Source organism: Xenorhabdus bovienii SS-2004, assembly GCF_000027225.1.
Lineage (GTDB): Bacteria > Pseudomonadota > Gammaproteobacteria > Enterobacterales > Enterobacteriaceae > Xenorhabdus > Xenorhabdus bovienii_C.
The window spans coordinates 2650016-2676978 of record NC_013892.1 but is presented as its reverse complement, the minus strand read 5'-3'; the positions used below and the strand labels follow the sequence as shown (position 1 = coordinate 2676978).

The window sequence follows — 26963 nt, the reverse complement described above, 5'->3', positions numbered from 1 at the left end:
TATACGAAAGAGCGCAACGACTGGCTCATTATCTGGTGAGTGAGCGCGGTATATGTCAGGGCGATTGTGTTGCTATTGGCCTTGAGCGCAGCCCGGAATTTCTGGTGGCGGCATATGCGGTACTGCTTGCTGGTGGTGTTTATTTTCCTGTAGAGGCGAAAACGCCTGTCGCTCGGTTAGCATCCATGTTTGCGACGGCTCAATGCCGTATCGCTTTTTGCAATGTGGCACAGGGAAGTCTGTTTACTCAGGCCAAACCCGGACTGGAACTGATCGGGCGTGAATTTCTGACAGAAATCTCCACCTCTCATTGTCTGGATCACCGCTGCCTTAATTTTCATCAATCAGAAAACACGGGCAAAAAAGCGCGTCAACGACAGGCTACCGATCCGGCTTACTTAATCTTCACTTCCGGCACGACTGGCATTCCCAAAGGTGTGTTAGTTAATCATGGCGCTTTCATTAACCGATTAGAGTGGCATCAGGCTCACAGTGAGATGACGGATTCGGACATCATCCTGCAAAGAACGGCGCTGACTTTTGATGTGTCTTTATGGGAACTCTTTTTACCTGCCCTGAATAGTGCGAGCAATTATCTGCTGCAACCGGGATTGGAAGCATTCCCCAGAGGCATAGTCGCTGCATTGGTAAGCGAAAATATTACGGTTGTCCACTTCGTCCCCAGTTTGCTGAAGCCCGTACTGCAAGAACTACAAGAGCTTCAGGATGACAGTGTTGAAACGCCATCATTATCGGCGCTGCGCAGGGTGTATGTGAGTGGGGAATCATTGCCGGCCAGTCTGGTGACGCAATTTCAGAAAATATTGGCTTCGCGCTGCCTGTTGACCAATTTATACGGCCCCACGGAAGCGGCCATTGATGTCAGTTTTTATGACTGCGTGGAAACCGTGCCGGACGCTATTCCCATTGGACAGCCTCTTACTGGATGCCAGTTATATATCTTGGAACCAGACAGTCTGACGTTAAAAGCGGATTCGGAAGAAGGCGAAATTGCCATCGGTGGAATATGTCTGGCAGAGGGCTACTACAACCGAAAAGATCTGACGGATAAGGTATTCATCTTCCATCCAGAACTTCAGCAGCGGCTATATCTGACCGGTGATCTTGGGTGGCATGAGAAAGGACGGGGCTTTTTCTGTCAGGGACGGAAGGATACGCAAGTCAAATTACGCGGATTGCGGATTGAGTTGGGAGAAATAGAACACCATCTGCTCAATTACCCTGCTATTACCGAGGCCGTTGCTTGCGTGGTTGAGGATGAAGATCAGGAACAGTGGCTGGTCGCGGCGATTGTTGCAGGCGAAAGGGAGCTTAATGAGCAGGATATTCGCCAATTTCTCGCTGCGCAGGTGCCGGCTTACATGTTACCTACTCGTTATTGGCAAGCCCGAAATCTGCCGAGGTCTGGCTCAGGAAAACTTGACAGGAAAACGATAGCCCAAAATATGCGGGATCTGTTTTTCACCGATCATCACAGAGGTGGGAACTTAAGCCATGAATAAACCGACTTTTGAGCTATCGCGGTCACAACAGGCCGTTTTCAAAATGGAAGCGTTTCATCTGTCCGGCTACCCATTTTATTTGGGCGGTGTGGCACGATTGAGTGGAAATGTGTCGTTAGATCAACTTGTGCGGGCGGCCGAAACTGTCAGGAATACGCAGGATGTGTGCCATATCGGCTTCGTCAACGATCCTTTAGAAACGGTTCATCCAGAAGTTGTTGGTTGGGAAATATTATGGCGTGGAATTCGGCACAACACGCCTCAGGCCGCCGTGGAACGAGTGGACTTCAGCAGACATCCAGACCCCGGTTCGGCTTTTGAAAGTTGGGTGGAGCGTCAACTGCTGGTGGAAGAGGACTTATCACTCACGCCGATACGGATTTTTGCGGTGCGTTTCCGACAGGAACAATCGGGATGGTTTGTGAAAGCGCATCATGCTGCGGTGGATGGTGCGGCGTTGGCGATATTACTAGAGCGTCTGGCCGATGCATTGGTGCAGAGGTCGGGGAAGGTGAATTCCCCTTTGTACTCTATTCACGCCGAGAGAGAGCGGGATTACGAGAATTCCCGGCGTATGGCAAGGGATGCGGCGTATTGGCGGACGGTTTTTGGTGAACCAAATACTTATGGTGATACGGCGTCAGTCAGCGCCACCAAAATCTCCTGCCGCTACCCAATAGGGGATTATCGTAGTTCGAAACCGCACACGATGCGTGTACGGATCGCTTTGAGCGAAGCGCAAAACGAGATGCTGCATAAATTCAGCCATCGCGGAGGTTCAGTTTTTCGGCTGTTTTTCGCCGCAGTTGCCTATACACAAATGGTGATTGAAGATGGCAATGGCGCGTTATTACAGGCACCTATGCTGAATCGTTGGCGTGAAGACGAAAAACAGTCAGTGGGCATGGCGGTGGCTCCCGTTCTGATCCCGGTATTTCGTGAGGCAGGGGAAACCGTCGCGGATTGCTATCGTAGCCTCAGAAAACATCTGCAAAAAGCGGTGATGCACTCACGGTATGCTCCGGGCGCCCGTTGGGGAGATTTCGCATCGCAGGAATGGAGACAGATTGTGCCGGCTTTCGGCGTTTCCTATCAAACAGGCGTGTTTCAGAAAACCGTCTCAGGTGCTGAAATAGAGATTGATCATATTCAGGCAGTGGAGGCGTTGTTTGCCACTGTGCACATCCATGATCGCTTTGAGGGCGGTGACTTCAAGATTGAAGCCGATTTTCGCAAAGTCTGGTCTTCCGACCAATGTCACGCATTCCTGCAAACCGTCATTGATTATGCACTGGAAGCTGCCGCTGAAGTGATGGGGCAACAAGAAACCACAAGGCAAACAAAAGAAGTCAACGTACAGACTGATTGTCTCGCAGAGCCGATCGGCGTTCATTTATGTGACGCTTTTCAGCGTTATGCCGATAACTGGCTGTTCAAACAGGAAGCCGGTGAGGGAGTGGGTAATCTGACCTACCGTCAAGGATGGCAATGGATTTGCAAGTTTAGTGCGCAATTGCGTGACAGGCGGGATCGACGTTTCGAACACCATCCGGTGGTGATTCTGGGAAGGCGCTCGCCTGAAATGACGCTCGCCTATTTGACCTGTCTTATTGAAAATGTGACCGTGGTTCCTGTTTGTCCCACCACGCCGTTGGCGAGATTATCAACTATCGTCCGTAATTCGGGCGCGTCTCTCTGTATTTATACGGGAACGGATCAAGACCTTGCGGAGGCGCTGAATTTGCCTCTGTTACGCGCTTCGCTGGATAAAGATTTATGTGACGCGGGCTTGCATCCGGAAATCCAGCCAGAATTCATACATCCCGAACAAGCCCGGTCACAACAAACAGGCAGCAATCCTGCTTATATCCTGTATACCTCAGGGTCAACCGGAGAGCCAAAAGGTGTTGTCATTTCCCCTGTTGCACTGGCGAACTATGCACTGGCAGCCAAAGGGGAATACGCTTCTGAAGCGCCGTTTAATGCACCTTTGTTTACTTCCTTTGGGTTTGATCTGACGCAGACAGCGATTCTGATCCCGGTTTTATCGGGGGGGTTTATACAAGCCCACGAACAGGACATTCGCGATAACCCGGAACTACTGCGAACCCTTCTCTCCGATGAGGCATTGACGGGAGTGAAATGCACACCATCCCATCTCTCATTATTGATTGAGCATAGCGTCCGGAGACGGAATCCGCTGACCTTTATCGTTGGCGGCGAAAATTTGTCCGTCGCTTTGGTGAACAGAGCGCTTGGCTTCTTTCCTTCAGGCAGCAGAGTGATCAATGAATATGGGCCGACAGAGGCGACGGTAGGGTGCTGTATTTATTTGATGAACGAAAGTTCGATGAGCGAATCTGATGAGAATGACAGAGCGAGCACCGTGATTGCGCCTATCGGTAAAGCGCTGGGGCAAGCGGAGATGTCGATAAGAGACGCTTGGGGGCAAAATATGCCCCGTGGATTTAAAGGAGAAATAGGGATCGGCGGTTCAGTGCTGGCGGATGGATATATCAACAACAGCGCGCAGACGGAGGCGCAGTTTGTATGCAGCGCCGACGGGCAGCATCGTTGGTATCGTACTGGCGATCTGGGCTTGCAGGATGAACAGGGAATATTTTATTGCCTTGGGCGCATTGACGATGAATTCAAAGTGCGTGGTCATCGGATTCACCCTGCGGAAATTGAGAAAGCTGTGGCAGAAGCTCTGGCGGATCTTGGACATGACGATGACCGTCGGGAGTTGAAAGCGCTGAAACTGGCCATTGATGGATATGAAACGGTCGCTTTGTGCAGTAGTCAATCTGTGCCATACGACAACTCTGCATTCCAGAAAAACCTGAAAAACACAATCCCTGACGCTTGGCTGCCGGGTCTCTATTGTACTGTGCAGCCTTGGCCGATGAATGCCAATGGCAAGGTTGATATGGCCGCGCTCACTGTTGCGGCTAAAGCAAAGCTGGCGGCAGCCGATCCTGCTCAGTTTCGTGCAACTGACAGGCAAGGTCAGCGAGAGCCGGAAGCTTATTCACTCCCGACATGGCTGGACGGCGAGTTTTTAAGGCCGATTTGGCCGGAAACCGTGGATCTGACCGCCTCATTTCTGGCGCAGGGAGGTGACTCAATCAAAGCAATCCGCCTTGTCGCATTACTCGCCAGACAAGGCGTTCGGGTCGGCGCAAGTGAACTGTTAACGTCAACCGCCTTAGGGGCTGTGCTTGAAAGAGTTTGTTCGGAAAAACCAGACGTTGCTGTCACCGACTCGACTGTTTTGGAAGCGCCGGAAGCAAACTGGGTGAACTATTTACCCAGTGTCCGCTGGTTTCAGGAACATCACTTTAAATACGGTGAACGGCTGCAACAGGGTGTGGTGCTTGAGTTACCGTCATCCATTTGCGCCGGGCGTATAAATAGCGCGGTGGCAGCGGTAAAAGCCAGACATAAAATTTTCGCTTTGAGATCGAATCGGAGTTTGAGTGAGTTTTATTTTTCGTCCTTGGAGCCAGAGCAACATGACGGCGATATGTTATTGCAGGATCAAGTGTTGGCGCAAGACGAAAGCCTTGAGGGCAGACTGCACAGATTGCAAGGCGAAGTGTGTCTGGAAAATAAGCCGAGTGTGCATGAAGTGGTATGTGATCCGGCTGCGAACAAAAATTATCTGATCTGGGTTTGCCATCATCTGATCTGTGATGTCCATTCATGGATTTTCTTACTGGATGAATTGGATCAGGTGCTGAACGAATCGGCGGTTCTGCTCAACGTTGATAAAGCTAATGTCGATAAAGCCAGCGCTGTTGTTGAGCAGGGTGCATTCCTCTGGGGGAAATGGCTGCGGGATCACGTCTCTTATGCTGAACCTGCACCACATGACCATGCCTTTTATCCGCCGGCAGCCGTTCCCGTCACGCTGGCGCTATCAGTTACCGGCGAGGATTTCCGGCTGATGGAACAACGCTACAAAGCTGAACGGACGCAGTTGATTGCCGCTGCTTTGCTGGAGATTGTGCAGGATAACGGCATGTTACCGGAACAGCCTACGGTGCTGTTTGAAAACCACGGACGCTTATTCTCTGAGGCAGAGACGCCCGCTGTCTGGCATGCGGTGATGGCGAATTCCGTCGGTTGGTTTACTGGCTTCAATCAACTGAATCTCCACGTTCCCTCTGGCTATCAAAGCGGTTTTTTGCCCGGTTTCTTTTTACGAACATTGAAATCACAACGGTATGAAGACAGCCCAGACTGGAAAGAACAACTGGGATTGAATGGTGTGCGGACGCGGCCGCTCATCTGCATCAACGATATTGGTTTCGGACTGAGCGAACACGGAACATGGCGCCATTTTAATCTGGTTGATTCCCTGTCGGGTGGTTTTCGGCATCCCGATGAAAAGAGCGTGGCTGACTTTGATGTGCTTATTTACGACGATCGCGAATCCGGTTCTGTTTTTGTTGAGTTGAGACTGGGCATTCCCGAAGCTGGCGACGTGGATGCCAAACGCTACCTGATGCAATTAAACGAAAGACTATCCGATTGGAACGATGCGTTACATCGCGCACAAGTGGAACAGGCGTTAATTCCGGCAGATTTTCCCCTTTGTCAGCTCTCACAACCGGAGCTCGATCTCATTATTAATGGAGCCTCAGCATGAGAACGGTTACCGACTCAGCGAAGACGGTATTTTTATTTCCCGGCGTGGGCGCACAGCAACCCGATATGTTTGCCGCATTCAGAACCTATCCCGAATATCGAGCCTGTCTGGAAGAAGTGTCGGAGCTGTCTCAGGTCGATCTATTTAGTGTTATTCATGGCGAACAGCGCGACACCTTGAAACAAGTGCGCATTGCCCAACTGGCGCTCACGGCGACTACGGTCGCCATTGCGGGCATATTACGTACGCGCTGTGGGCTTGTTCCTGAGTTTATGATGGGACACAGTCTGGGGCAGTATCCGGCTCTGTGCGCTGCTGGCTATCTTGATCTGGCGACGTTGACCAAAGTGGTTAACCTGCGCTCGGAAGTCGTGGAAGCCTGCGCCCGTCGTTACGAACAGGGCGACATGTGTTGGGTATTGCACCTTCCTGCCGAGGTTGTGGTACAGGCAGTGGATAAAGCCAGAAAAGACGATGGTATAGAATTGTATGTATCCGCCATTGATGCGTTTGATCAGGTGACGGTTTCTGGCGTTATGGCAGACATTCGACGCTTTGCGCCGCGTATGGAAGCGCTGGGCGGGTTGCTTTATCCATTGAAAATCGGTGGCCCGTTTCATTCGCCTTTAATGATGGAAGCGCAAGAGAAATTGGCGGCATTGCTTGATTTCCTGCCTGACACAGACAAGCAGGGGACGCTGCTCTCCAGACTGGTCTGCAACGTCAGTGGCGCAGAGTTACCTGCTGAGGATCTCAAACCATCAATTTTACAGCATCTGACTTCTCCCGTGCAGTGGCTGCGGAGTTTGCAGTATGCCGCGCAAAACGGTGTCACCCGCTATCTGGAAATTTCCCCGAAAACAGTACTGAGTTATCTGAATCAGCGCGCGGGATTGCCCATGCAACCTTTATGCGAACCGGATGAAATTTTCACTTTCGCTGAGGCACTAAGCACCGCAGAGAGCCGATTGGAGCGGTTTTTCAGGCACTGTTATTTCCATCTTTATAGCTCCAGATTGCCTGACATCAAGGATGCGGCAGCGATCGCACAACTGCGTCAAATCAGGGATGCAGTAACACAAAGGATAAAAGGCTCACATCTGCCCTTTGAAGACTGCGGCTTTCTTCATCAGCACACACAGCAATGGCTGGAAATGATTGAAGGAAGGGGAGACACCTCTTTATCTGTGGAAAAGATGAAGTTGCAAAGCCTCTTTGATGCAGTGGGGCGCGGAGTATGAAGCAGCTCAATGATTCCAACAAACCCAATTATATCGAAGAATTATTACAGGTAACGCCGCAAGCAAACGGCCTGCTGTTTCACGCTTTGAAAGATGGTAACAGTACCTATCATATTGGCGTGGCATTCAGCCTGAAAGCGGATGTCAGTGAGGAGGAGATCCTCGATGTCTGGTATCAGATACAGCAGTCACAGCCTGCTCTGAGGGCGGTTTTTGTCTGGAAAGGCATTCGTGTTCCCCATCAGGCGGTATACGCATTACCACGGATACCGCTTGAATATATCCGCGTTGATTCAACTACCCCGGAGGCGTCGCTAAAACAACGCGACCTCGATTGGCTGGCACAGTCGAAAGCGACGCCATTTGAGCTGGATGCCGAGGTGTTTCGGATCATTTGTTTCCACGATATTGACGCGGGAATCTTAAGGATCGCTTTCTCTTTTCACCATATTCTGATGGATGGTTGGAGTAGCTCACTACTGATTTCGCTCTGGTTACAGGGATTGCGCCAGCAAAAAATCGTTCCTCTGGCTGTACGACTTTATTCGCAGCAACTCTGGAAAGGGCTAAGTCAAGAAGAACTGAGGCTCAGTCGTGAACACTGGCATCGTGTTTTCCAATACCTGCCAGACGGAGAAACTTCGGCGACGACAAAACTGCTGGCCGAACCGCTGTTCCGTTCTGCCGAACATACCGAGATTAAGCATAAAGCGGGAGAAAAAATAACAGATGAAAAAGTCATCGCGAACCGCATATGGGATAAAGAACGTAAAGCGGCGATAGAGTTGATTTGTCGCTGTGCAGGTGTCACTCCGGCAAGTTTTATCTATCTGTGCTGGGCGCTGGTACTGGCCAAGTTGACTTTCCAAAAAACCGTTACGTTCGGTTGTACATTTTCCGGCAGGGGAGCGGCGTTGACACAAAACGTCGACCGCCAACCTCTGGGACTGTTTACGAATACGGTGCCGCTGATCCTGACGCTCGACGGAAAATGGCGTCTGGAAGTAGCATTACGCGCGGTTTTTCAAGCGCTGCAACAGACTCATCAACATGAAAAAACGCCACCCCTGTTGATAAGAGAAGAGACGGGAATACGTGACGAACTCTATGACTCTATTGTCGTTATCGATAATTACCCGATCGATACCGAGTTACAGAACGCTGATTGTGGTGCATTTCTGACGGATTTGCACAGTGAAGAGACGACGCATTTTGGTTTGACTCTGACGGTTTCCGGTGTGGATCAATGGACAGTTGAGTTAAGTGCGGGGGAAACTTTTGCAAGTGATCCTGACGCGGTAAATAGGGTGTTTAACGCGTTTGAATCTTTGGCAGCGGATCTGATTAAGGGGTCTGTGGATGTACGGATTGAAGATCTGGTGTTAAAACTCAACCCAGACGGCGCTGAAGAAGCCGCTTTGGTCATGGGAGAACACAATGCACAGACGCCGGATATCAATGCGTTGCTGCTGTGCATTTATCAGCGGCTTAACCAGTCACCCCAAGAAATCAGTCTGATTGAAGGCCAGCATCGGATCAGTAATCGCGAACTATTGCGGGGCGTTTTTGCCTTGCAGGAACGGTTACGGGGAGCGGGATTCGTTCCGGGCGATAGAGTGGCTGTCCATCTCGAAAAGGGACTGTTATCCACTCAAGCGATTCTGGCGATATTGTTCAGTGGCGGCAGTTACTTCTGTATAAACCCGAAAGATCCACGGCAACGTAAAAAAAATCTGTTGGCGTTGGCGAATTGCGGCATTGTCTTATGTGGTGCCTCCTTGAACGGGGAACTTGATGCTGACATCGGGCGTTACTTGCTGCTGGATATCGAAACAGAGATAACATGGCCGGAGTCCACTGGTGAACCAACGTTATGGCGCAATCGGCGGTCTGAAGATGAGTTTTACTTCATCTTCACGTCAGGAACGACCGGAGCACCTAAAGGCATCTCTATCCGTAATGAATCAGTGGCAAACTTGCTGGATTGGTTTGTCCGGGAAACCCACCTTACGCCTGCGGATCGGGTACTTGGGCTGACCGACCTGAATTTCGATCCCAGCGTCGAAGATCTGTTTGGCAGTCTTGTTGCCGGAGCTACGCTGATTTATCCATCATCCAATGTATTGTTGGAGCGACAGACGTTTATCGATCTGCTGCGGGATGAGTCCATCACGCTGATTAACTTTATTCCGGGCGCCATTGCACAGCTTATTCAGGGCGCTCCTTTTTTCCCGGCTATGCGCTTGTGGATATTCGGCGGTGAAGAATTACCTCAATGGCTCAGGGATGATTTGCTGCGGCAGGGTTACGCCGTCAGCAATCATTATGGTCCGAGTGAGACGACGGTGGACTGCCTGACTGCCAGACAGTCTCTCTCTGCGGACGTTTCTATCGGCTGGCCAATTCAAAACGTCATTGCCTGTTGCGCGGACGTCTTCGGTAAACCTTTGCCTGCGGGGATACGGGGCGAGCTTTGGATTGGGGGGCAGGCGGTCGCTCACGGTTACGCCACCAATCCGGTTGAGTCCGATAAATATTTTGTCAAATACAGTAAGCAGGCTTTTTATCGCACAGGTGACGCGGTCACTTTTTCTCATCAGTCAGGCTTTAAGTATCTGGGACGGATTGACGATCAAGTGAAAGTGAACGGCGTTCGCATTGAACCGCGTGAACTGGAACGTGCCGTTGAGACATTGGAGGAGGTTAAGGCTTGTTGCCTGTTGTCTGCAACGGGGCGGGAAGGAAAACGGCAATGGCGTCTTTTCATCGATAGCTGCGAATCGTCTGCCATGCTGGAGTCCCGTGTGCGAGAACATATTCGTCGGCATTTTCCAGAGTCGTGGATTCCTGCGCTTATTGTGGTTATAGACGGTTTTGAACGCACCATTACCGGTAAGATCGATCGTCAGCGACTGCTGGAACGCGAAATGCAGCGATTGCCAATACAAACTGCCCTGGATCATGCGCCGTTGACCGATCCTGTCGAAGCGAAAGTACAGGCTGTCTGGAGCGCGGTTCTGGAAACTCCGGTGGTTGATGCAAACGTGAATTTTTTCGATGCAGGTGGTGACTCAATAAAAATAATCGCGCTGCAATCCCAAATGCAGCGGGCATTCAACCAGAAAATCGGCGTTGCCGTCTTATTCGAACACCCCACCATCACCGCCTTCGCAAACTGGATCAAACAGAGCAACTTGTCTCCCGAAAATGAGGAAGCCGAGGTGATGCTATCCGATTCTGGCAAGCAACTATCCCAAGAAAATACTCTGTCGTCGGCTCGCTCAGGTAAAAACAGACTGGCGGACAGGCGGCGTAAAGTGAAAGGAAGTTCAGTATCATGAAGCGTGAATATACGGGTAGTGAAGTCGCTATTATTGGCATTTCTTGCCGGTTTCCCCAAAGTCCCGACTGGCAAAGTTTTTGGCGCAATCTATTGGCGGGACACGAACTTGTGTCATTTTTTTCGCGGGAAGAACTCTTAGCTGCCGGTGCGCCGTCTGAGATTATCGATCTTCCCAATTACGTCCCTGCCAAAGCCTCCCTTGAGGATGCTGAGTGTTTTGATTATGAATTTTTCGGCTACTCGCAGCGGGAAGCGCGGAAAATGGATCCGCAACTGCGGGTATTGCACGAAGTCAGTTTCAACGCTTTTCTTGATGCAGGTTTGCCTGTTGGCGAGTCGATGTTAAAGGCGGGAGTGTTTATCGGTTCCACGTTGAATCTGGCACGACTGGAGCAATTTGCGGGCGCTAGTCAGGATATCTCAGAAATGTTCGATGTCGGCAACTATAACGATCCGGCTTCGTTCGCTGCGCAAATCGCTTATCGCATGAAATTGAATGGCCCGGCGGTGCACGTACAATCCGCCTGTTCGACGTCATTATCCGCTGTCCATCTGGCTTGCAAGGCGCTTTTGGCGGGTGAGTGCGAAATGGCGCTGGCGGGGGGCGCATGTATCACTGATCCGGTGGCAGGCGGTTATTTACATCAGGATGGGATGATCCTGTCGCCGGACGGGCACTGCAAAACGTTCTCTGATGACGGGAAAGGGACGGTGAACGGCAACGGCGTGGCAGTCGTGTTGTTAAAATTGCTGGAAGACGCACTCGCGGACGGTGACCCCATTCATGCCGTTATCGTCGAATCTGGCATGAACAATGACGGCGATAGAAAAGTGAGCTTTGAGGCTCCCAGTGTGCAGGGGCAGGCAGAAGTTATCTCACAAGTTTATCGGCTGGCGGATATTCCGTTTTCGAGTCTGGGCATGATCGAAGCACACGGCACGGCTACCGTCCTTGGCGACCCGATAGAAATTCAGGCGCTGAATAATGTTGCGCGGGAACTGCTCTCTCCGGACGAACTGCAACAATTCCGCTGCGCCGTGGGGAGTGTCAAATCCAATATGGGGCATCTGGATGCCGCCGCCGGTATTGCCGGGCTGATAAAAGCCGCTTTAAGCGTCCGTTTTGGTAAAATTCCGCCTTCGTTACATTTCAATAAACCGAATCCCCATCTGGATCTGGACAATACCCCCTTCTGGGTACCCACTCAAATCACCGACTGGCCGGCAAAGCAGGCGATCCGACGTGCCGGCGTCAGTTCATTCGGCATAGGCGGCACCAATGTTCACGTTTTGCTTGAACAGCCGCCGGAAACCGTCGATAAAGACGCTTCTCACCGGAAATCCGCACAAATACTGCCACTCTCGGCTAAATCTCCCAGTGCGCTGGCGCGATTGGCAGAGTCTTATTCCATCCACCTCAGCCTGATTAATCAGGGATTCGCCGAAGAGGAAACATCAAGCCTTGAAGTGATCGCCCGGCAGCTACAGGAAAACCGAACCGAATATCCTTGTCGTGCTGCTTTTGTTGCCAACCATCGCGATGACTGGAAACAGCAGCTTGATAACTGGACGCTGATGGATGGCGCTTATGCGTCAATGGCGGAGTTAATTTGGCTGTTTCCGGGGCAGGGTTCGCAATCGCCGGCAATGGGTCTGCGTCTGGCGGCGGAATATCCGGAGTTCGGTGACATTTATCTGGGGTTGTTAGATAAAGCCGCAGCACTGTTATCTGTTCAAAAAGCGGTATTGATTGATAAACAGACATTAATTGACAGCATTAAGCGACCTGAACAACTGTCAACTCTTTATCTCCAGCCCATTTTATATGCAGTTCAGGCGGCATTGGGTGTTTGGCTACAGAGGCTTGGCTGTAAGCCTACGGCCTTGTTAGGGTTTAGTCTGGGAGAATTCGCTGCGGCAGCTATCGCCGGTGTGTTCAGCATCGAAGAAGGAATGGAGCTGGTGGTCGCACGGGCGGAATTAATGGATTCCATGCCAAAAGGCGCGGTTTTTGCCGCCAGTCGCAAAAGCAAAAATAGCAAGGAAGACTTTGACGGTGATTTTCCGGCGATGCTTTGGTGCATATCAGAACTCAGCCCGGGAACGTGGACACTGGCGACAGAGGAAGGATTGGTCGCAGACGCAGAGAACTGGCTGACGCAGCACGGCTTTGCTTTCAAGCGGGTGGCGGTATCCCACGCCTTCCATACACCAATGATTGAGCCAGCGGCGAAAGCGTTTGGTGAGCTGCTGAAAAGTTATGATCTGCAACCCGCGCAGTGTGCTGTTTATTCAACCGCTTTGGGACGGAAAATTGAAGCGGATGAGATGCGTGACCCGCAATATTGGGTCAATCAAATGCTGTCCCCTGTGCAATTGGGTGCTGCTTTAAAGCAGATGGCTCAGGAACATCCCGCGTCACTCTTCGCGCAAATAGGGGTTGGCATGGATTTGTTGCAGCACACGCGTAAATGGCTGCATCTGAATGGGGAGAGATGGGTTCCGACTTTAGGCTCGGGCGGCGCGGATCACGAGGTGAATTCAACGTTGCAGTTCATTGCCAGGGTCTGGATACAGGGCGGTGGCATTGAGTGGAACAGAATTCATCCGCAGACATCCATCGAACGTACCATAACGAAAACGCACCTGCCCGGCCACGCTTTTGAACGTCGGGTTTGTCTGCCACAAGCGATCACAAAAGCGGCTCAGGCAATATCATCTCTGTTTTTCGGCTCGCATTATTACGGGCTGGAGTGGGAAAAAATCAACCCATCCACGCCGGAGAACGCTGCCCAATCAGGGGATACGCCGACAACCTGGATAATCTGCCCACAGGTTCAGGAAAGAGAACGTCGTCTGGCTGAAACGCTGGCACTGAATAACCGTCAACTGACGTTTATTGAGTGTGCGAACTGGCGGGGCAGCGATGCCAACCTTTATGCCGAGCTGGAAAGTTGGCTGTTGCAGCAAGGGCTGGCAGTGTCCGCCGCTATGGATATTATTGTTACCGGATTACTGGATGATCTGGACACTCGGCAGGCGCAGTTCTGGGCGTTCTGGCTGCCGACTGTTCTGGCGAGATGGAGCGCAACTCAGCGTTTTGCACCGAAAATACGGTTGTTCTTCCCCACAACCGAAATGGCGGCATGGAGTGGTTCGGAGACGCTGAATGCAGAAAAAAACCAGCTTCTGGGGTCGCTGCTGATCCTGCCGGAAGAATACCCCAACATTACCGCCCTCTGTGTGGATTTAGAGAATTCGGAAGTAGAGAACGTTGCCCGTGGATTACAGCCCTGGATAAATCAGGACTGGCATGGCGGTCAATTCTACTGTTTCCGTCGGAACGATTTTTGGCAGCGGAGCGTGACGTCGCAAGTGCAAAAACAGCCATTGACGCACCCACTGCCGGACATCAGCCGCAACAGTTGGGTGCTTGTTACTGGTGCCAATGGCGGCATGGGCGCGGCTATCGCCGAACATTTAGCGCAGGTTTATCATTGTAATCTCTTATTGTTGGTGCGGAAATCTCTGCCGAAAAAGCGGGATTGGCTGACGGAGATTGAAAGCAACGGTTCCCACGCAGAATTTTTGCGCTGGGTGCTGAGCCTTGAGGCTAAGGGAAGCCGGATAGAGTTGTTGCAGGCGGATTTGGGCGATGGTGAATCTCTGGCGCAGGCTTTTGCTCCCGTATTCCAAATGGTCGCGCGGGGGGAGGGGATCGATTACGTGTTCCATACCGCCGGTCGCGGAGAGGGCGCGATGTTGCAGATGCGTTCTGAGGCGGAATCCATTGCAACGCTGGCTCCTAAAGTGACGGGAACCCGCTTCCTCTGCGATAACCTGAGTAGGCTTGGCAATCCGGCGCTGTTGTTGTTTTCCAGTCTGGGTAATTTGCTGCCCAAGGAAAAGATCGGCCAAATCGCTTATGTTGCCGCCAATGCCGGTCTGGAAGCCTACGCGGATCAAATCCGCAGCAAAGGCGGCAAAGCGCTGGCGATTGCCTGGGATGATTGGGCTGAATCAGGGATGGCAACCCGCTCCGCACAACAATTGGATCGTGCACTTAAAAATCCGGCACAGGACACGGCGCCCGACGCCCCAATCTGGCGACGTCGGCTGTGTGCCAAGGACGACTGGTGGCTTGACGAGCACCGTATTGATACAGAGACTGCCGTGATGCCCGCGATGGGAATGGTGGTTCTGGTACATCATGCGTTGATTGAGTGGCGAACGGTGGCGGCAGAGGCATTCTCATTACAGGAGATCGCCATTGAAAGGCCGTTGGTAGTGGCTAACGACGCGGAGCTTGATGTCGCCGTGATCTTTGCGGACGACTTGAACTCTTTTGAGCTATTTTCCGGCAATGGCAAGTTTTCCCCTGAGATCTGGCTTAAACATGCCAGCGGTAAAATTAAATACCGTGACGGCCATACTGCACGTTCTGGCGAAACCGTTTCCTTAAAAACCCTTCCTTCCCAGCCACCGTTCCTGAACCTGTTTAGCGCCAAAGATAACATCGGCGTCAGCCCGAAAGGCGCGCTGACATTCGGTCCCCGCTGGCGAAATGTGATCGCCGTTGACCAGACCGGAGTCAATGAAGTGTTGAATCTGTTACAGCTCCCCTCTGCCTATCGGGGTGAAGCAGAAACATCCGGTCTTCACGTCGCGTTGTTGGACACGGCAACCCTCATTGCCTCTCCAGAACACGAAGATGGACAGTTTGCGCCTGTCTCGATAGGGGCTTTCACTCAATTCGCGCCTATGGGTGACAGAGTGAAAAGCCACGTCCAAATTCAGGATCTGGGTGCCAACAAGTTGTTGCAGGTGAATATTTATTCTGAGGAAGACAACCTGTTAGTGACAATCAGTGATTTGTTACTGGTTGATGCGTCCGCTGCTTTGCAACACACCGTCATGCGTTTGAATGCCAGAGAAGCCGGAAGCGTCGATTTTTCTTTTCGCTCACAATCCGAAACACGCAAAGAGCCTGGCCCGCTGGAGGTAGAAATTCAGGTTAAGGCGGCGGGGCTGAATTTTAAGGATGTGTTGATTGCGCTCGGCGTATTGCCGGCTCCTGCCGACCCGACCATGACTTTTGGTCAGGAGGCGGCAGGGATTGTCACCCGTGTTGGGCGGCAGGTTAACGGTATCCGCGTTGGTGATCGCGTGATGTGTGCGGGACATAGCTGTCTGGCTGAACACGTTATTATGCCGCAGCGTGTTGTCGCACCTATTCCACAGACACTTGGCTTTCAACAGGCTGCGGGGATTCCGGTGGCTTTTACCACTGCATGGATTGCTTTGAAACACGCGGCCAATTTGAAAAAGGGTGAACGCATCTTGATTCATTCCGCAGCGGGGGGTGTCGGCATGGCGGCGATGCAGATTGCCCTGTATTTAGGCGCGGAAGTTTGGGTGACAGCGGGCAGTGAAGAAAAACGTCGATTGCTCAGAGAAATGGGCGCACAAGGCGTAGCAAACTCCAGAACGCGGGAATTCGGCGATAGTTTCCGCCGTGATCTGGGTGAGCGACCTTTCGATGTGATCCTCAATGCGCTGGCAGGAGAACTGCTGGAAGAAAGCCTCTCTTTATTGGCGCCGCAAGGCCGGTTTCTGGAGCTTGGTTTACGGGATATCCTGCAAAACTGGTCACTGGGGCTGTCAATTTTTGCGGAAGGCGGCAGCTTCCACGCGGTGCAGGCGGGCGCCGAACATCCCGCCTATCAGGAGGCTTGGGCTGAGGTCGCAGCACTGTTGGAGGACGAAATCCTTAAGCCTTTGCCGACAAAAGTTTATCCCGCCAAAGAGATCACTGAAGCATTTCAGTTCATGGCTCAGGGGCGGCATATCGGCAAGATTGTCATCGCGATGGAAGAACGCAGCAAAACACTCAGCTTCGTAGAAAAGCTGAAAGCAGAGGGATTATCCAATTTGGAAGGAACGCAGATAGCGGTGGCGATGGCAGCACTTGTCGGTCAAACCAAATTGCCTTATATCGCTGTTTCTAAACTTCCCATCGGCTCAGTGTTAGAAAAGCAACGACATACTCAGCAAATGCTGTTCAGTTCTGGCTCAACGCGGAATGTACCAGCCGCCATCGATGGAGACGCAGACGGATCGCTTAAGGGCGCAAATGCGGATGATTTATTGCAGGCCATGCGTACTATTCTGGAAGGATTTCTGGGTGTTGACGATCTGGACGTGGACGCCAGTTTCTTCTCTTTGGGGGCAACCTCGCTGGATCTTATTCAATTCGCCAAAAAACTGGAACAACGGCTGGAACGGGATATACCGGTAGCGCTGTTGTTTAAGGCTGCTTCTTTGCGGGAATTGAGCAAAGAACTGGCACCGGAACAATCCGTTGCAGAAGAACCGCAGATGCCGCAACAAGAACTGGGAGATAAACGTCGCACGTTGCAGGCTCGACGCAAATTACGCGGCGTTGTGTCCGGTCAGGAAAGATCCAGTCAGGGGAGTGAAGACAATGAATAATACTGGATTGATCCGCATAGGCATTTTTTTAGTCGCCATCTATCTCGCGCTGGTGGGAAGTGTGTTCGCTGACACGATTGACCAGAAACAGATTATCAGCCAGAAGCAAGATTCTGATCTGGAGCAGATAGTCAGTGAGTTGAGCCGTCGTTGGGATATTGAGCAAGTTCCCACTGGCGGACTGAGTGTCATCGTCGGCGATAAAGTCCGTACATGGCGACTGGGCAAGGAAGAGGCAGGGACATTCGAACTCGCTTCCAGTTCCAAAGCTTTCACTGGATTACTGATTGCGCTGCTGGAACAGGAAGGTGTACTCAACCAGCAGGACGCGATTACACGATGGATACCCGAGCTGGCGGAACATCCAGAAATGGGCTACTCCGCCGTGCTACTTAAAAACCTGCTGTTCCATACCAGCGGTATTTCAGGCGACACAATCGATTTGCTGCAACCCTATGATGCACCTGATGCTCTGGCGAAACTGCCGGTATTGCTGCAAAAAATTCCGCTGGCCTATCCCGTCGGTGCTAAAGAGGAATACGCTACGCTGAATTACAGCCTGTTGGGTCTGGCGGCTGAACGGGCGACGGGGAAATCGTTCGCAACCCTGATGCGGGAAAAAATCTTTCTGCCTTTAGGAATGAAGAATACAACGGTAGAGGGCGACCGGTCGGTAGAGGGGAGTGCCGCTGCATCTGCGCGTATTCCGGGGTATAAAATCAGTTTTACCCGCGCTCGGCCGTATGATGCGCCCCGCTATCTGCAAAATACACCCGCAGGTTATGTGTTCAGTACTCCGCAGGATATGGGTATTTGGTTACAGTTCTTACTGCACCGGCAGCCTTTAAGTAACAACAAAGGTGATGGCGATGAACAGCGGTCTGCGTTATACGCGGCACTGGAGCAGGCAAAGCGCCCTTACGGTGGCAATGGTGACGCGGGGTACGCTTATGGTTGGGATGTGAAAACCGATATAACCACGAGCTGGAGTCATCCGGGTCAGAACCCCAATGCCACAGCCTATGTCGCGTTTGATCCGAAAGCTGGCGTGGCTGTTTCCCTGTTAGGTAACAGCAACAGCCCCCAAGTGATTCAATTAGGGCAGGCAATATTCGAACACCTGCGTGGTGCTTCTGCGAAAGGTTTGCCGGAAAATTTCCCCGTTGATGATGGGGACTGGATTTCCACGGTGGCGGCTGTGATTTTCTGGCTGGGTGGGATACTGCTTTTCGTGGCGGTTATGTATAAAAGGGAGAACAGGGATAAAGGCGGTCGCGATGGAGCAAGTGTTCTGGCGAGTCGTGTGGAGACGGCGATCATACAAGAGAGTTTTGTCCGATCCGCAGAAAGCATCGCTGAAAAACCGGTCTGGCGCGCTTTTCTCAGTCGGCTTATCGTGCAGAACGTGGCTCTTGTGTCCGTGCTGGCGATTACACCGCCGTTATTGTTGGGGTTAAGCTGGACAAATCTGCGGGTTTGGGGGCCGTTAAGCCTGCCCGTGGCTGCCGTGGGGCTGCTGTTCTTGGTCAACGCGGTCAGCCTGTTCTTTTTTCTGCTGACGCAGCGCAGCGGCAGATATACCAGCAAGACTTTTTCCTCGTTGATGATTGCGAAAGTCGTCGGTCTGACGGTCATTTCCGGGCTGCTCAATTCCGCATTGGTTTTATTCATCATTCAGGCTATTGATAGCCCGCCTGCGTATTTTCTGTACAGTGCTATTCTGCTGTTCAGCTGTATTTACTTCTACATTTCCGCCCGTAAAGCAGCTGAACAGCAGATCATGCGCTTTGGACATGCCTTCGTGCAGGGCTGGCGGATGGAGATCATCCGGAAACTGCTGGCGTCGGATTACAAAAACATCGAACAGCTATCTTCGGGGAAAATACAGTCCGTCGTTGGGGAAAATTCGCAAGAATTAGCGAAAAGCGTTCTGGCTTTCGTGCCTTTCTTTGCCAACTTACTGACGATCATCTTTTTGTTCACTTATTTGATGGTGTTTAAGTCACCTGTAGCCACTTCTGTGCTGTTGGCCTGCGCTTTGCCCATGATCGTGCTTTATTACTGCATTTCTGAACGAGCCAATCGCATTATGCCTCAAGCATTAAGTACCCGTAGCGAATTTATGGATACCGTGGAGGATTTGCAGAAAGGCTATAAAGGACTGCGGCGTGAAGCGGTAAAACGCAGTTTCTATCGCCATGCTCAGGGCGTGTCGGATCGTTTTAAGGCATTGAGGATTCAGTACGATCTCGGCTTTTTAAATGCCTTCTTTATCGGAGAGTCATTGCTCACCATTTTACTGGTTGCGGTGGCGTTGATGTTCCCGCTCCTGATCCCCCATTTTGACGGTAATGTATCGAAAGAATATCTGATCATTCTGCTGTACCTCATCGGGCCGCTTAACGCGGTAATGTCGGCCATGCCTGAACTCATCAGGCTGAAAAGCCTGATGAATAATATGGTGATGTTCAGTCAGTCAATTCAGGCCGATTCTCCGGCGGAGGTGATGCCGAAAATTCAGGATGTGAAAACGCTCGAACTGTCTGCGGTGTATTTTCACTATCCGGCGACGGGAGGAGAGTGCTTCGGTGTAGGGCCAATTTCATTGAAAGCAGAAAGTGGAAAAAGCTATTTTCTGACCGGTGGCAATGGCTCCGGTAAGAGTACGCTGGCTATGATTCTGGCGGGTTTGTACGCACCTGAGCGGGGAACGGTCAGGATAAATGGTGAAGAGGCTTCCCAGCATCAGTTGCTGGAACAAACACGGGCGATCTTCAGCGACAATTGGTTATTCAAACGGGTTTATGACCCTGCGTTATTGCCGTTGCGGGAGGCTGTCAACCAGAACATCGCGTTGTTGGGATTGACGCAAAAAGCAACACTTCTGAGTGATGGTGCTTTCGACAACATCAAATTATCAACGGGTCAGCGCAAACGTCTTTCGTTGGCCATGCTGTTGGCCGATCCCAGCCCTCTGGTCGTTCTGGACGAATGGGCGGCGGATCAGGACCCTCGTTCTAAGGCCCGATTTTACAAGGAATGGCTTCCTATGTTGAAAGCCCAGAATCGTATCGTGTTTGTCGTGACCCATGATGACGAATATTTTTCGGAAGCAGATGTTCTGATCACAATGAAAAATGGTCAGCTCATTGAGTTAAAGGGAGAGAGTTATGCTTAATCAGTTGCTGTCAGAAAATCATTTTGATCATTCCAACCAGAGCCGGGCGCCAAAGGACACTATCCTGAATTGTTGTATTCATGAACTGTTTGAGCGGCAGGTAGAAAAAACACCGGATGCGGTTGCCGTTCGATTCGGGGAGCAGTCACTCTCTTATGCAGAATTAAACCGCAGAGCGAACCAACTGGCCCGATTCCTCAGAGACGATTTGCACGTTGGCCCGGATACATTGGTCGGTGTGTGTGTGGAGCGCAGCATAGAAATGGTGGTTGCGTTGCTGGCGGTATTGAAAGCCGGAGGAGCCTACGTACCTCTTGACCCTCACTATCCTGCTGAAAGGCTCGACTACATGCTGCATGACGCTGCCCCCCGTGCTTTGTTGTCTCATGGCGCGGTGCCGGCTGGGGTTCGCGCGCTGCTGGATCAATACGCGATGAGCACAAATGTCAGCGTGATCGATTTGGAGGCCGATGTCTCGCAGTGGTCCGGGCAAAACAGTGATAATTTGCATCCGGCGGATAACGGGCTGACTTCTTCCCATCTGGCGTATGTTATCTATACCTCTGGCTCAACCGGGCGGCCAAAGGGTGTGATGAACCAGCACGTTGGCGTCGTCAATCGTTTGGTATGGATGCAAAAGGCCTATCGGTTGAATGCGAGTGATGCCGTTCTGCAAAAAACACCCTTTAGTTTCGATGTGTCCGTCTGGGAGTTCTTCTGGCCCCTGATGTACGGCGCCCGTCTGGTGGTGGCAAAACCTGAGGGACATAAAGATCCGGCTTATCTGAGCGCGTTGATTCAAGAACATCGGATAACTACCCTGCATTTTGTACCGTCAATGTTATCCGCCTTTTTGGATCAGGCTCCGTCAGAAGTTGACGATTGCCTGCAACGCGTGTTTTGCAGCGGTGAAGCACTGCCGGCGCGCAGTATGCATCGGTTTCGGGAGCGTTTTGCTAAGGTCGAATTACATAACCTGTATGGGCCGACCGAAGCGGCCATTGACGTCACCGCCTGGAATTGCTGCCTTGATGAAACGGATAGCTTGATCCCGGAAAATGTGATCCCGATAGGTAAACCGATTGATAACATTCAGATTTATATCCTCGATGCTGACGGCCAACCGTGCCCGGTCGGTGTGGCGGGTGAGCTTCACATTGCCGGTGTGGGCGTGGCGCGCGGATATCTGAACCAGCCCGAACTAACAGCGGAAAAATTCATCAAAAATCCCTTTAGTCCGGCATTAAATGGCGTCATGTACCGAACGGGGGATCTGGCTCGGTATTTACCCAGCGGCGACATTGAATATCTGGGACGTAATGACTTTCAGGTCAAGTTACGTGGCTTCCGTATTGAACTGGGTGAAATTGAAGCACGTCTGATGAAGCATCCGGCCGTACGCGATGCCGTTGTGCTGGCGCAGGGCGAGAGTGCGGAAGATAAACGCTTGGTTGGATTTGTCATTGCCGCGGAACGCGCCTTACAGCGCCAGTCCAGAGAGAGCGTGAAAGAGAGTATTCAACGGCTTATCAACGATACGGTGCCCGATTACATGAGGCTTGCCGCTATTGTTATTGTCAGCGGATTTCCTTTATCCGCCAGCGGTAAAATTGACCGCAAGTCCTTTCCGGTGATCACTTTTGATGAATTCACAGCACAAGACGTTGAACCGCCGAAAAATGCGTTGGAGCAAACCTTGGTTGAGGTGTGGAGTGAGCTGCTCGGCGTTAAAAACATCGGCAGAAACGCCCACTTTTTTAACTTGGGCGGCCACTCTCTACTGTCTCTGAAAATGGTACTGGCGCTGCGTCGTCGTGGACTCTTTGTGGATGGCTACACGCTGTATCAGTATCCCGTATTGTCCGAACTGGCGACACAGTTGCAGGTGTCCGATCCACAGGAAACCCGCTCTGACATGGCGGAATGCTCTATGGTGGAAGCGTCCGCCTGGGCGCAACTCAGCCAAAAAGAAATCGACGTTCTGACTGCCGCCATTCCCGGAGGCCTCACCAATATCCAAGATATTTATCCTTTGGGGGCATTGCAGCAGGGGATGCTCTATCACTATCTGACGAATTTGGCGGGAGATCCCTATGTGCTTTGGCAGGTCGTCCGTTTCCGCAATGCAGACTTGCTGCACGCTTATGTTAACGCCCTGCGCGGCACGATTGCCCGTCACGATACGTTTCGGGTCAGCGTTCATTATAAAGGACTTAGCCAGCCGGTGCAGGTGGTTTGGCGGGACGCTGAATTGACGGTGGAAGAGCTGAAACCCACGATGGATTGCGATGATCCGTTGGTCATCTTGAAACAGCATTGCGATCCCGCCATGCTGCGTTTTGATATCACTAAAGCACCTTTGCAGCGTTGTCTTTATTGCTATGACCCGAAACGGGACGAATGGGTATTGCTGCATTTGATCCATCATATGACGGTGGATCACACGACGGTAGAAAAGATGCAGCAGGAAATAGAAGCGCAACTGAGTTCAGAACCGCCTGCTCCGATTGTGCCCATATCGTTCAGGCAGGTGAACGCGGATCTTGTCCGTGCAACTGGCGCGGAAGCGCAAAAAGCATTCTTTGACGCTATGTTGCGGGATTATGAGCCGACTCCGGCACCGTTTGGTGCCGGTGAATACTTAGGGGGCAACGCGGTGGTGGTGGAAGCCTGGCGACCGCTGCAAGAACGTTTATGTAGTCAGATACGCCAACAAGCCAAAGCACACGGTGTCAGTGCGGCCGCAGTTTTTCATCTGGCTTGGGCGAAAGTGATCGCCTGCCTGACCGGATGCAACGATGTCGTTTTCGGTACTGTCTTACTGGGGCGCATGTTTGCAGGTGAAAACGCTGAAAACATCATGGGGCCGTTTATCAATACGCTGCCGATCCGGATACGTCTGGATAACCTTGCTGTTTTTGAGTGTCTTTGGAATGCTCAGGATACTCTGACGCAGCTGGTCAGGCATGAACAGGCGTCATTAGCGCTGGCACAGAAATCAGTACAGACACAGGGAACAGCGCCTCTGTTCACTTCATTGCTGAATTATCGTCACAGTGAAGTGCGCAATATTCCTTCGGCAGATCCTTTTCAGGCAATGAATCCTTCCTCCATAAATGGAGTCAGTTATTCCGGCAGTATGGAGAGAACCCATTATCCGGTTTCCGTCAATATTGATGATTTCACCAACGATTTTGTTATTAATGCACAGGCCGAACAGGGGCTTGATCCTGAACTTATCTGTGACTACTTGCAGACAGCGTTACAGGAAATTGTCACCGCGCTGGAAAGCGCACCAGAGAGAAGAATTGGTCGGATTCATGTCTTGCCGGCGCAGGAAAAAGATAAATTGCTGTGGCAATGGAATCAGACCGAATCTGATTTTCCGCGACAGACTTGCCTCCATACCCTGATTGAGGATCAGGTGCGTCGGACGCCGGATGCTATTGCGGTGGTGTTCGAAGACCAAGTGCTGAGTTATGTGCAATTGAACCAGAAAGCGAACCAACTGGCCCGATTCCTCAGAGAAGATTTGCACGTTGGCCCGGATACATTGGTCGGCGTGTGTATAGAACGCAGCATAGAAATGGTGGTTGCGCTGCTGGCGGTACTGAAAGCCGGAGGAGCCTACGTACCTCTTGACCCTCACTATCCTGCTGAAAGGCTCGACTACATGCTGCATGACGCCGCTCCCCGTGCGTTATTGTCTCATGGTGCGGTGCCGGCTGGGGTTCGCGCTCTGCTGGAGAAATATGCGATGAGCGCGAATATCAGCGTGATCGACTTGAAGGCAGATGCATTGCAATGGTCCGGGCAAAAAGCTGATGACTTACATCCAACTGACAGCGGACTGACTTCTTCCCATCTGGCGTATGTGATCTATACCTCTGGATCAACGGGACGACCAAAGGGCGTGATGAACCAGCACGTTGGCGTCGTCAATCGTTTGGTCTGGATGCAAAAGGCCTATCGGCTGAATGCGAATGATGCTGTTCTGCAAAAAACACCCTTCAGTTTCGATGTGTCCGTCTGGGAGTTCTTCTGGCCCCTGATGTACGGTGCCCGTCTGGTGGTAGCAAAGCCTGAGGGACATAAAGATCCGGCTTATCTGAGCGCCTTAATCCAAGAGCACCGGATAACTACCCTGCATTTCGTGCCGTCGATGCTGTCCGCCTTTTTGGATCAGGCACCGCCAGAAGTGGGTGATTGCCTGCAACGCGTGTTTTGCAGCGGTGAAGCACTGCCGGCTCGCAGTGTGCATCGGTTTCGGGAGCGTTTTGCCAAGGTCGAATTACATAACCTGTATGGGCCGACCGAAGCGGCCATTGACGTCACCGCCTGGAATTGCTGCCTTGATGAAACGGATAGCTTGATCCCGGAAAATGTGATCCCGATAGGTAAGCCGATTGATAACATTCAGCTTTATATCCTCAATGCTTACGGTCAGCCGTGCCCGGTCGGTGTGGCGGGTGAGCTTCACATTGCCGGGGTGGGCGTGGCGCGCGGCTATCTGAACCAGCCCGAACTGACAGCGGAAAAATTCATCAGAGATCCCTTTAGTCCGGCATTAAATGGCGTCATGTACCGAACGGGGGATCTGGCTCGGTATTTACCCGGCGGCGACATTGAATATCTGGGACGTAATGACTTTCAGGTCAAGTTACGTGGCTTCCGCATTGAATTGGGTGAAGTGGAAGCGGCGTTGTTATCGCATGACAGCGTGAAAGAGTGTGTGGTGCTGGTGCGTGAGGATGTGCCGGGCGATGCTCGTCTGGTTGCCTATGCGACCCCTGCTTCCGGCTACGTCGATCAGGTTCCGGAGGAGCGGAGTCAAACGCTGAGAATGCACTTACAGACGAATCTGCCCCTATTTATGGTGCCGTCTCACTTGCTTTGGCTTGATGCGTTTCCTCTCACTGCGAATGGAAAACTGGATCGTAAAGCGTTGCCATCTCCTGCTGATGCCCCGATGGGGCAAACAATAACCGTACAGCCTCCACAGGAAGGAACGGAAACTCAATTAGCCCAGTTGTGGGCCGAGTTACTCAATCTCAATCCCAATGCGATCGGACGTCAATCTCACTTTTTTGAAGCCGGAGGGCATTCATTACTGGCTGTCGCTCTTATGGCGCGGATACAGCAAGCGTTCAGCGTGTCATTGCTGCTGAGTGCGATAGTGGAACACTTGGATTTGGCTTCGCAGGCCGAGCTTATCGAGACTGAAATAGAAAAAGGAAACGCAGCAAGGGAAAACGGGGAGCGAGCGCATTTAACCGAGCCAATCGAACCGACGCCTGTCGAGCAGATCCGGGCGTTACCAACGCAAAAAGCCATATATAAAGCAGTAAAACTTAATCCTCAAGACTTAAGCAATAACAGTTTTCTCGCGTTGTCGTTCGACGATGATGTGGAGCCGGATCTTAAACAACTGCGTAATCTATTGCAGTCGGTACTTTCCCGTCATGAAAGCCTCCGGGCGCAATTTGTTCTTACAGGCGATGAACTCTATTTGCGCCCTGCCAAGCGTTTTTTATTCCGGCTGGAGAAACGTCAAACTCTTGGCGCTCTGGAAGAAGATCTGCGCGATTTTATCCGCCCGTTCTCGCTGGAAGATGGTATGAATGTTCGCGGTCGGTGGGTTGTTGATGGGCGGCATCCGCTTTTGCTGTTGGATTTTTCCCACGCCTGTATTGATGGTTCTGGTCTGATGCAAATACTCAGCGAGTTAGCCACTGAAAATGACCCTGCTCCTTCGGGAACCCGTCTGGCAACTTATTCTGAGCTTTTCTACAGCCGTGAATTTACCACTCTGCGACAAGAACACGCGGACTTCTGGCGAACGCAGTTACAGGAGTGGTCGCCCCTTGTGCATGCGCAGGACACCGAGTCAGTCACGCACACTTGCCTGATTACGCTCGACACAGGGCTTAAAGGGCAGATTGAAACGCTCACGTCACGATTAAAGATCAGCGTTCCTGAATTCTTTATGGCCGCATTCTTGTTGTTTAAAGCCCGTCTGGATTATCAGCCCGCTCAACGCAATCCGCACGATCAACTGACGTCCATGATCTTTCATGGTCGGGACAGGTTGGATCAACAGACGGTCATCGTGCCATTGATGTCGGTTCTGCCCGTGCGGGTAAGGTTGCGGGGCGAGACGATGGAACCGGAGATGCTTCATGAAGTGAGCATAGCGGTGCGCGCGGCCTGTCGTCATTACCTGTTTGATGCCGAAGAATTGACGGTACGGTATCCGGCGCTGGCTAAACAGGTATTATCCCCCACGTCTTTTTTCGGTTACTTCCAGAAAGAGGGCTTTGACGGCCGTATTGCAGGCCGGCTCTGCCGGCAGCTGGAAACGCCCAATGTTGCAGGCGGGCAATCGCACTGGAATCTGACCTGCGAAATTGCCGAGCATACCACGGGCTTTGACGTTCATCTGGAAGCGCTCTCGTTCAGTACAGGAAGCGACGCAGGAAATTGGGAAGCGCTGTTTAAGTCGATTGTGCAAAGTGCGCTGAGTGTCGGGTGA

6 protein-coding genes and 1 pseudogene (1 of these 7 cut by a window edge) are annotated in these 26963 nt (G+C 51.8%); all 7 read left to right on the top strand.

Going from position 1 to position 26963, the window contains the following annotated elements:
- Positions 1-1523: the 3' portion of an amino acid adenylation domain-containing protein gene (locus XBJ1_RS11445; protein ID WP_012989110.1), read on the top strand. It extends 106 nt beyond the left edge of the window; only the last 1523 of its 1629 coding nucleotides appear in the window; its start codon lies beyond the left edge, outside the window; its stop codon occupies positions 1521-1523.
- Positions 1516-6177: an AMP-binding protein gene (locus XBJ1_RS11440; RefSeq protein WP_012989109.1), complete on the top strand. Its 4662-nt coding sequence runs from the start codon at positions 1516-1518 to the stop codon at positions 6175-6177. Before XBJ1_RS11445 ends, XBJ1_RS11440 begins: the two co-directional genes overlap by 8 nt.
- The gene (locus tag XBJ1_RS11435) at positions 6174-7418 is read left to right on the top strand and encodes an ACP S-malonyltransferase (RefSeq protein WP_012989108.1); all 1245 of its coding nucleotides are present in this window, start codon (positions 6174-6176) and stop codon (positions 7416-7418) included. Before XBJ1_RS11440 ends, XBJ1_RS11435 begins: the two co-directional genes overlap by 4 nt.
- Positions 7415-10759: an AMP-binding protein gene (locus XBJ1_RS11430; RefSeq protein WP_012989107.1), complete on the top strand. Its 3345-nt coding sequence runs from the start codon at positions 7415-7417 to the stop codon at positions 10757-10759. The genes XBJ1_RS11435 and XBJ1_RS11430 overlap by 4 nt, the downstream gene beginning before the upstream one ends.
- On the top strand, positions 10756-17253 hold the full coding sequence (locus XBJ1_RS11425; RefSeq protein ID WP_012989106.1) for a type I polyketide synthase: 6498 nt from the start codon (positions 10756-10758) through the stop codon (positions 17251-17253). Before XBJ1_RS11430 ends, XBJ1_RS11425 begins: the two co-directional genes overlap by 4 nt.
- Positions 17246-20431 (top strand): serine hydrolase, encoded by a 3186-nt coding sequence (locus tag XBJ1_RS11420; protein WP_012989105.1) that lies wholly within the window; start codon positions 17246-17248, stop codon positions 20429-20431. Before XBJ1_RS11425 ends, XBJ1_RS11420 begins: the two co-directional genes overlap by 8 nt.
- Positions 20424-26963, top strand: a pseudogene (locus XBJ1_RS11415) (non-ribosomal peptide synthetase); the annotation flags it as partial. The gene XBJ1_RS11420 and the pseudogene XBJ1_RS11415, both read left to right, overlap by 8 nt.

Excerpts from the sequence above, each read along its gene's own strand:
- XBJ1_RS11440 (WP_012989109.1), top strand. The coding sequence starts at position 1,516 with ATGAATAAACCGACTTTTGAGCTATCGCGGTCACAACAGGCCGTTTTC.
- XBJ1_RS11435 (WP_012989108.1), top strand. The coding sequence starts at position 6,174 with ATGAGAACGGTTACCGACTCAGCGAAGACGGTATTTTTATTTCCCGGC.
- XBJ1_RS11430 (WP_012989107.1), top strand. The coding sequence starts at position 7,415 with ATGAAGCAGCTCAATGATTCCAACAAACCCAATTATATCGAAGAATTA.
- XBJ1_RS11425 (WP_012989106.1), top strand. The coding sequence starts at position 10,756 with ATGAAGCGTGAATATACGGGTAGTGAAGTCGCTATTATTGGCATTTCT.
- XBJ1_RS11420 (WP_012989105.1), top strand. The coding sequence starts at position 17,246 with ATGAATAATACTGGATTGATCCGCATAGGCATTTTTTTAGTCGCCATC.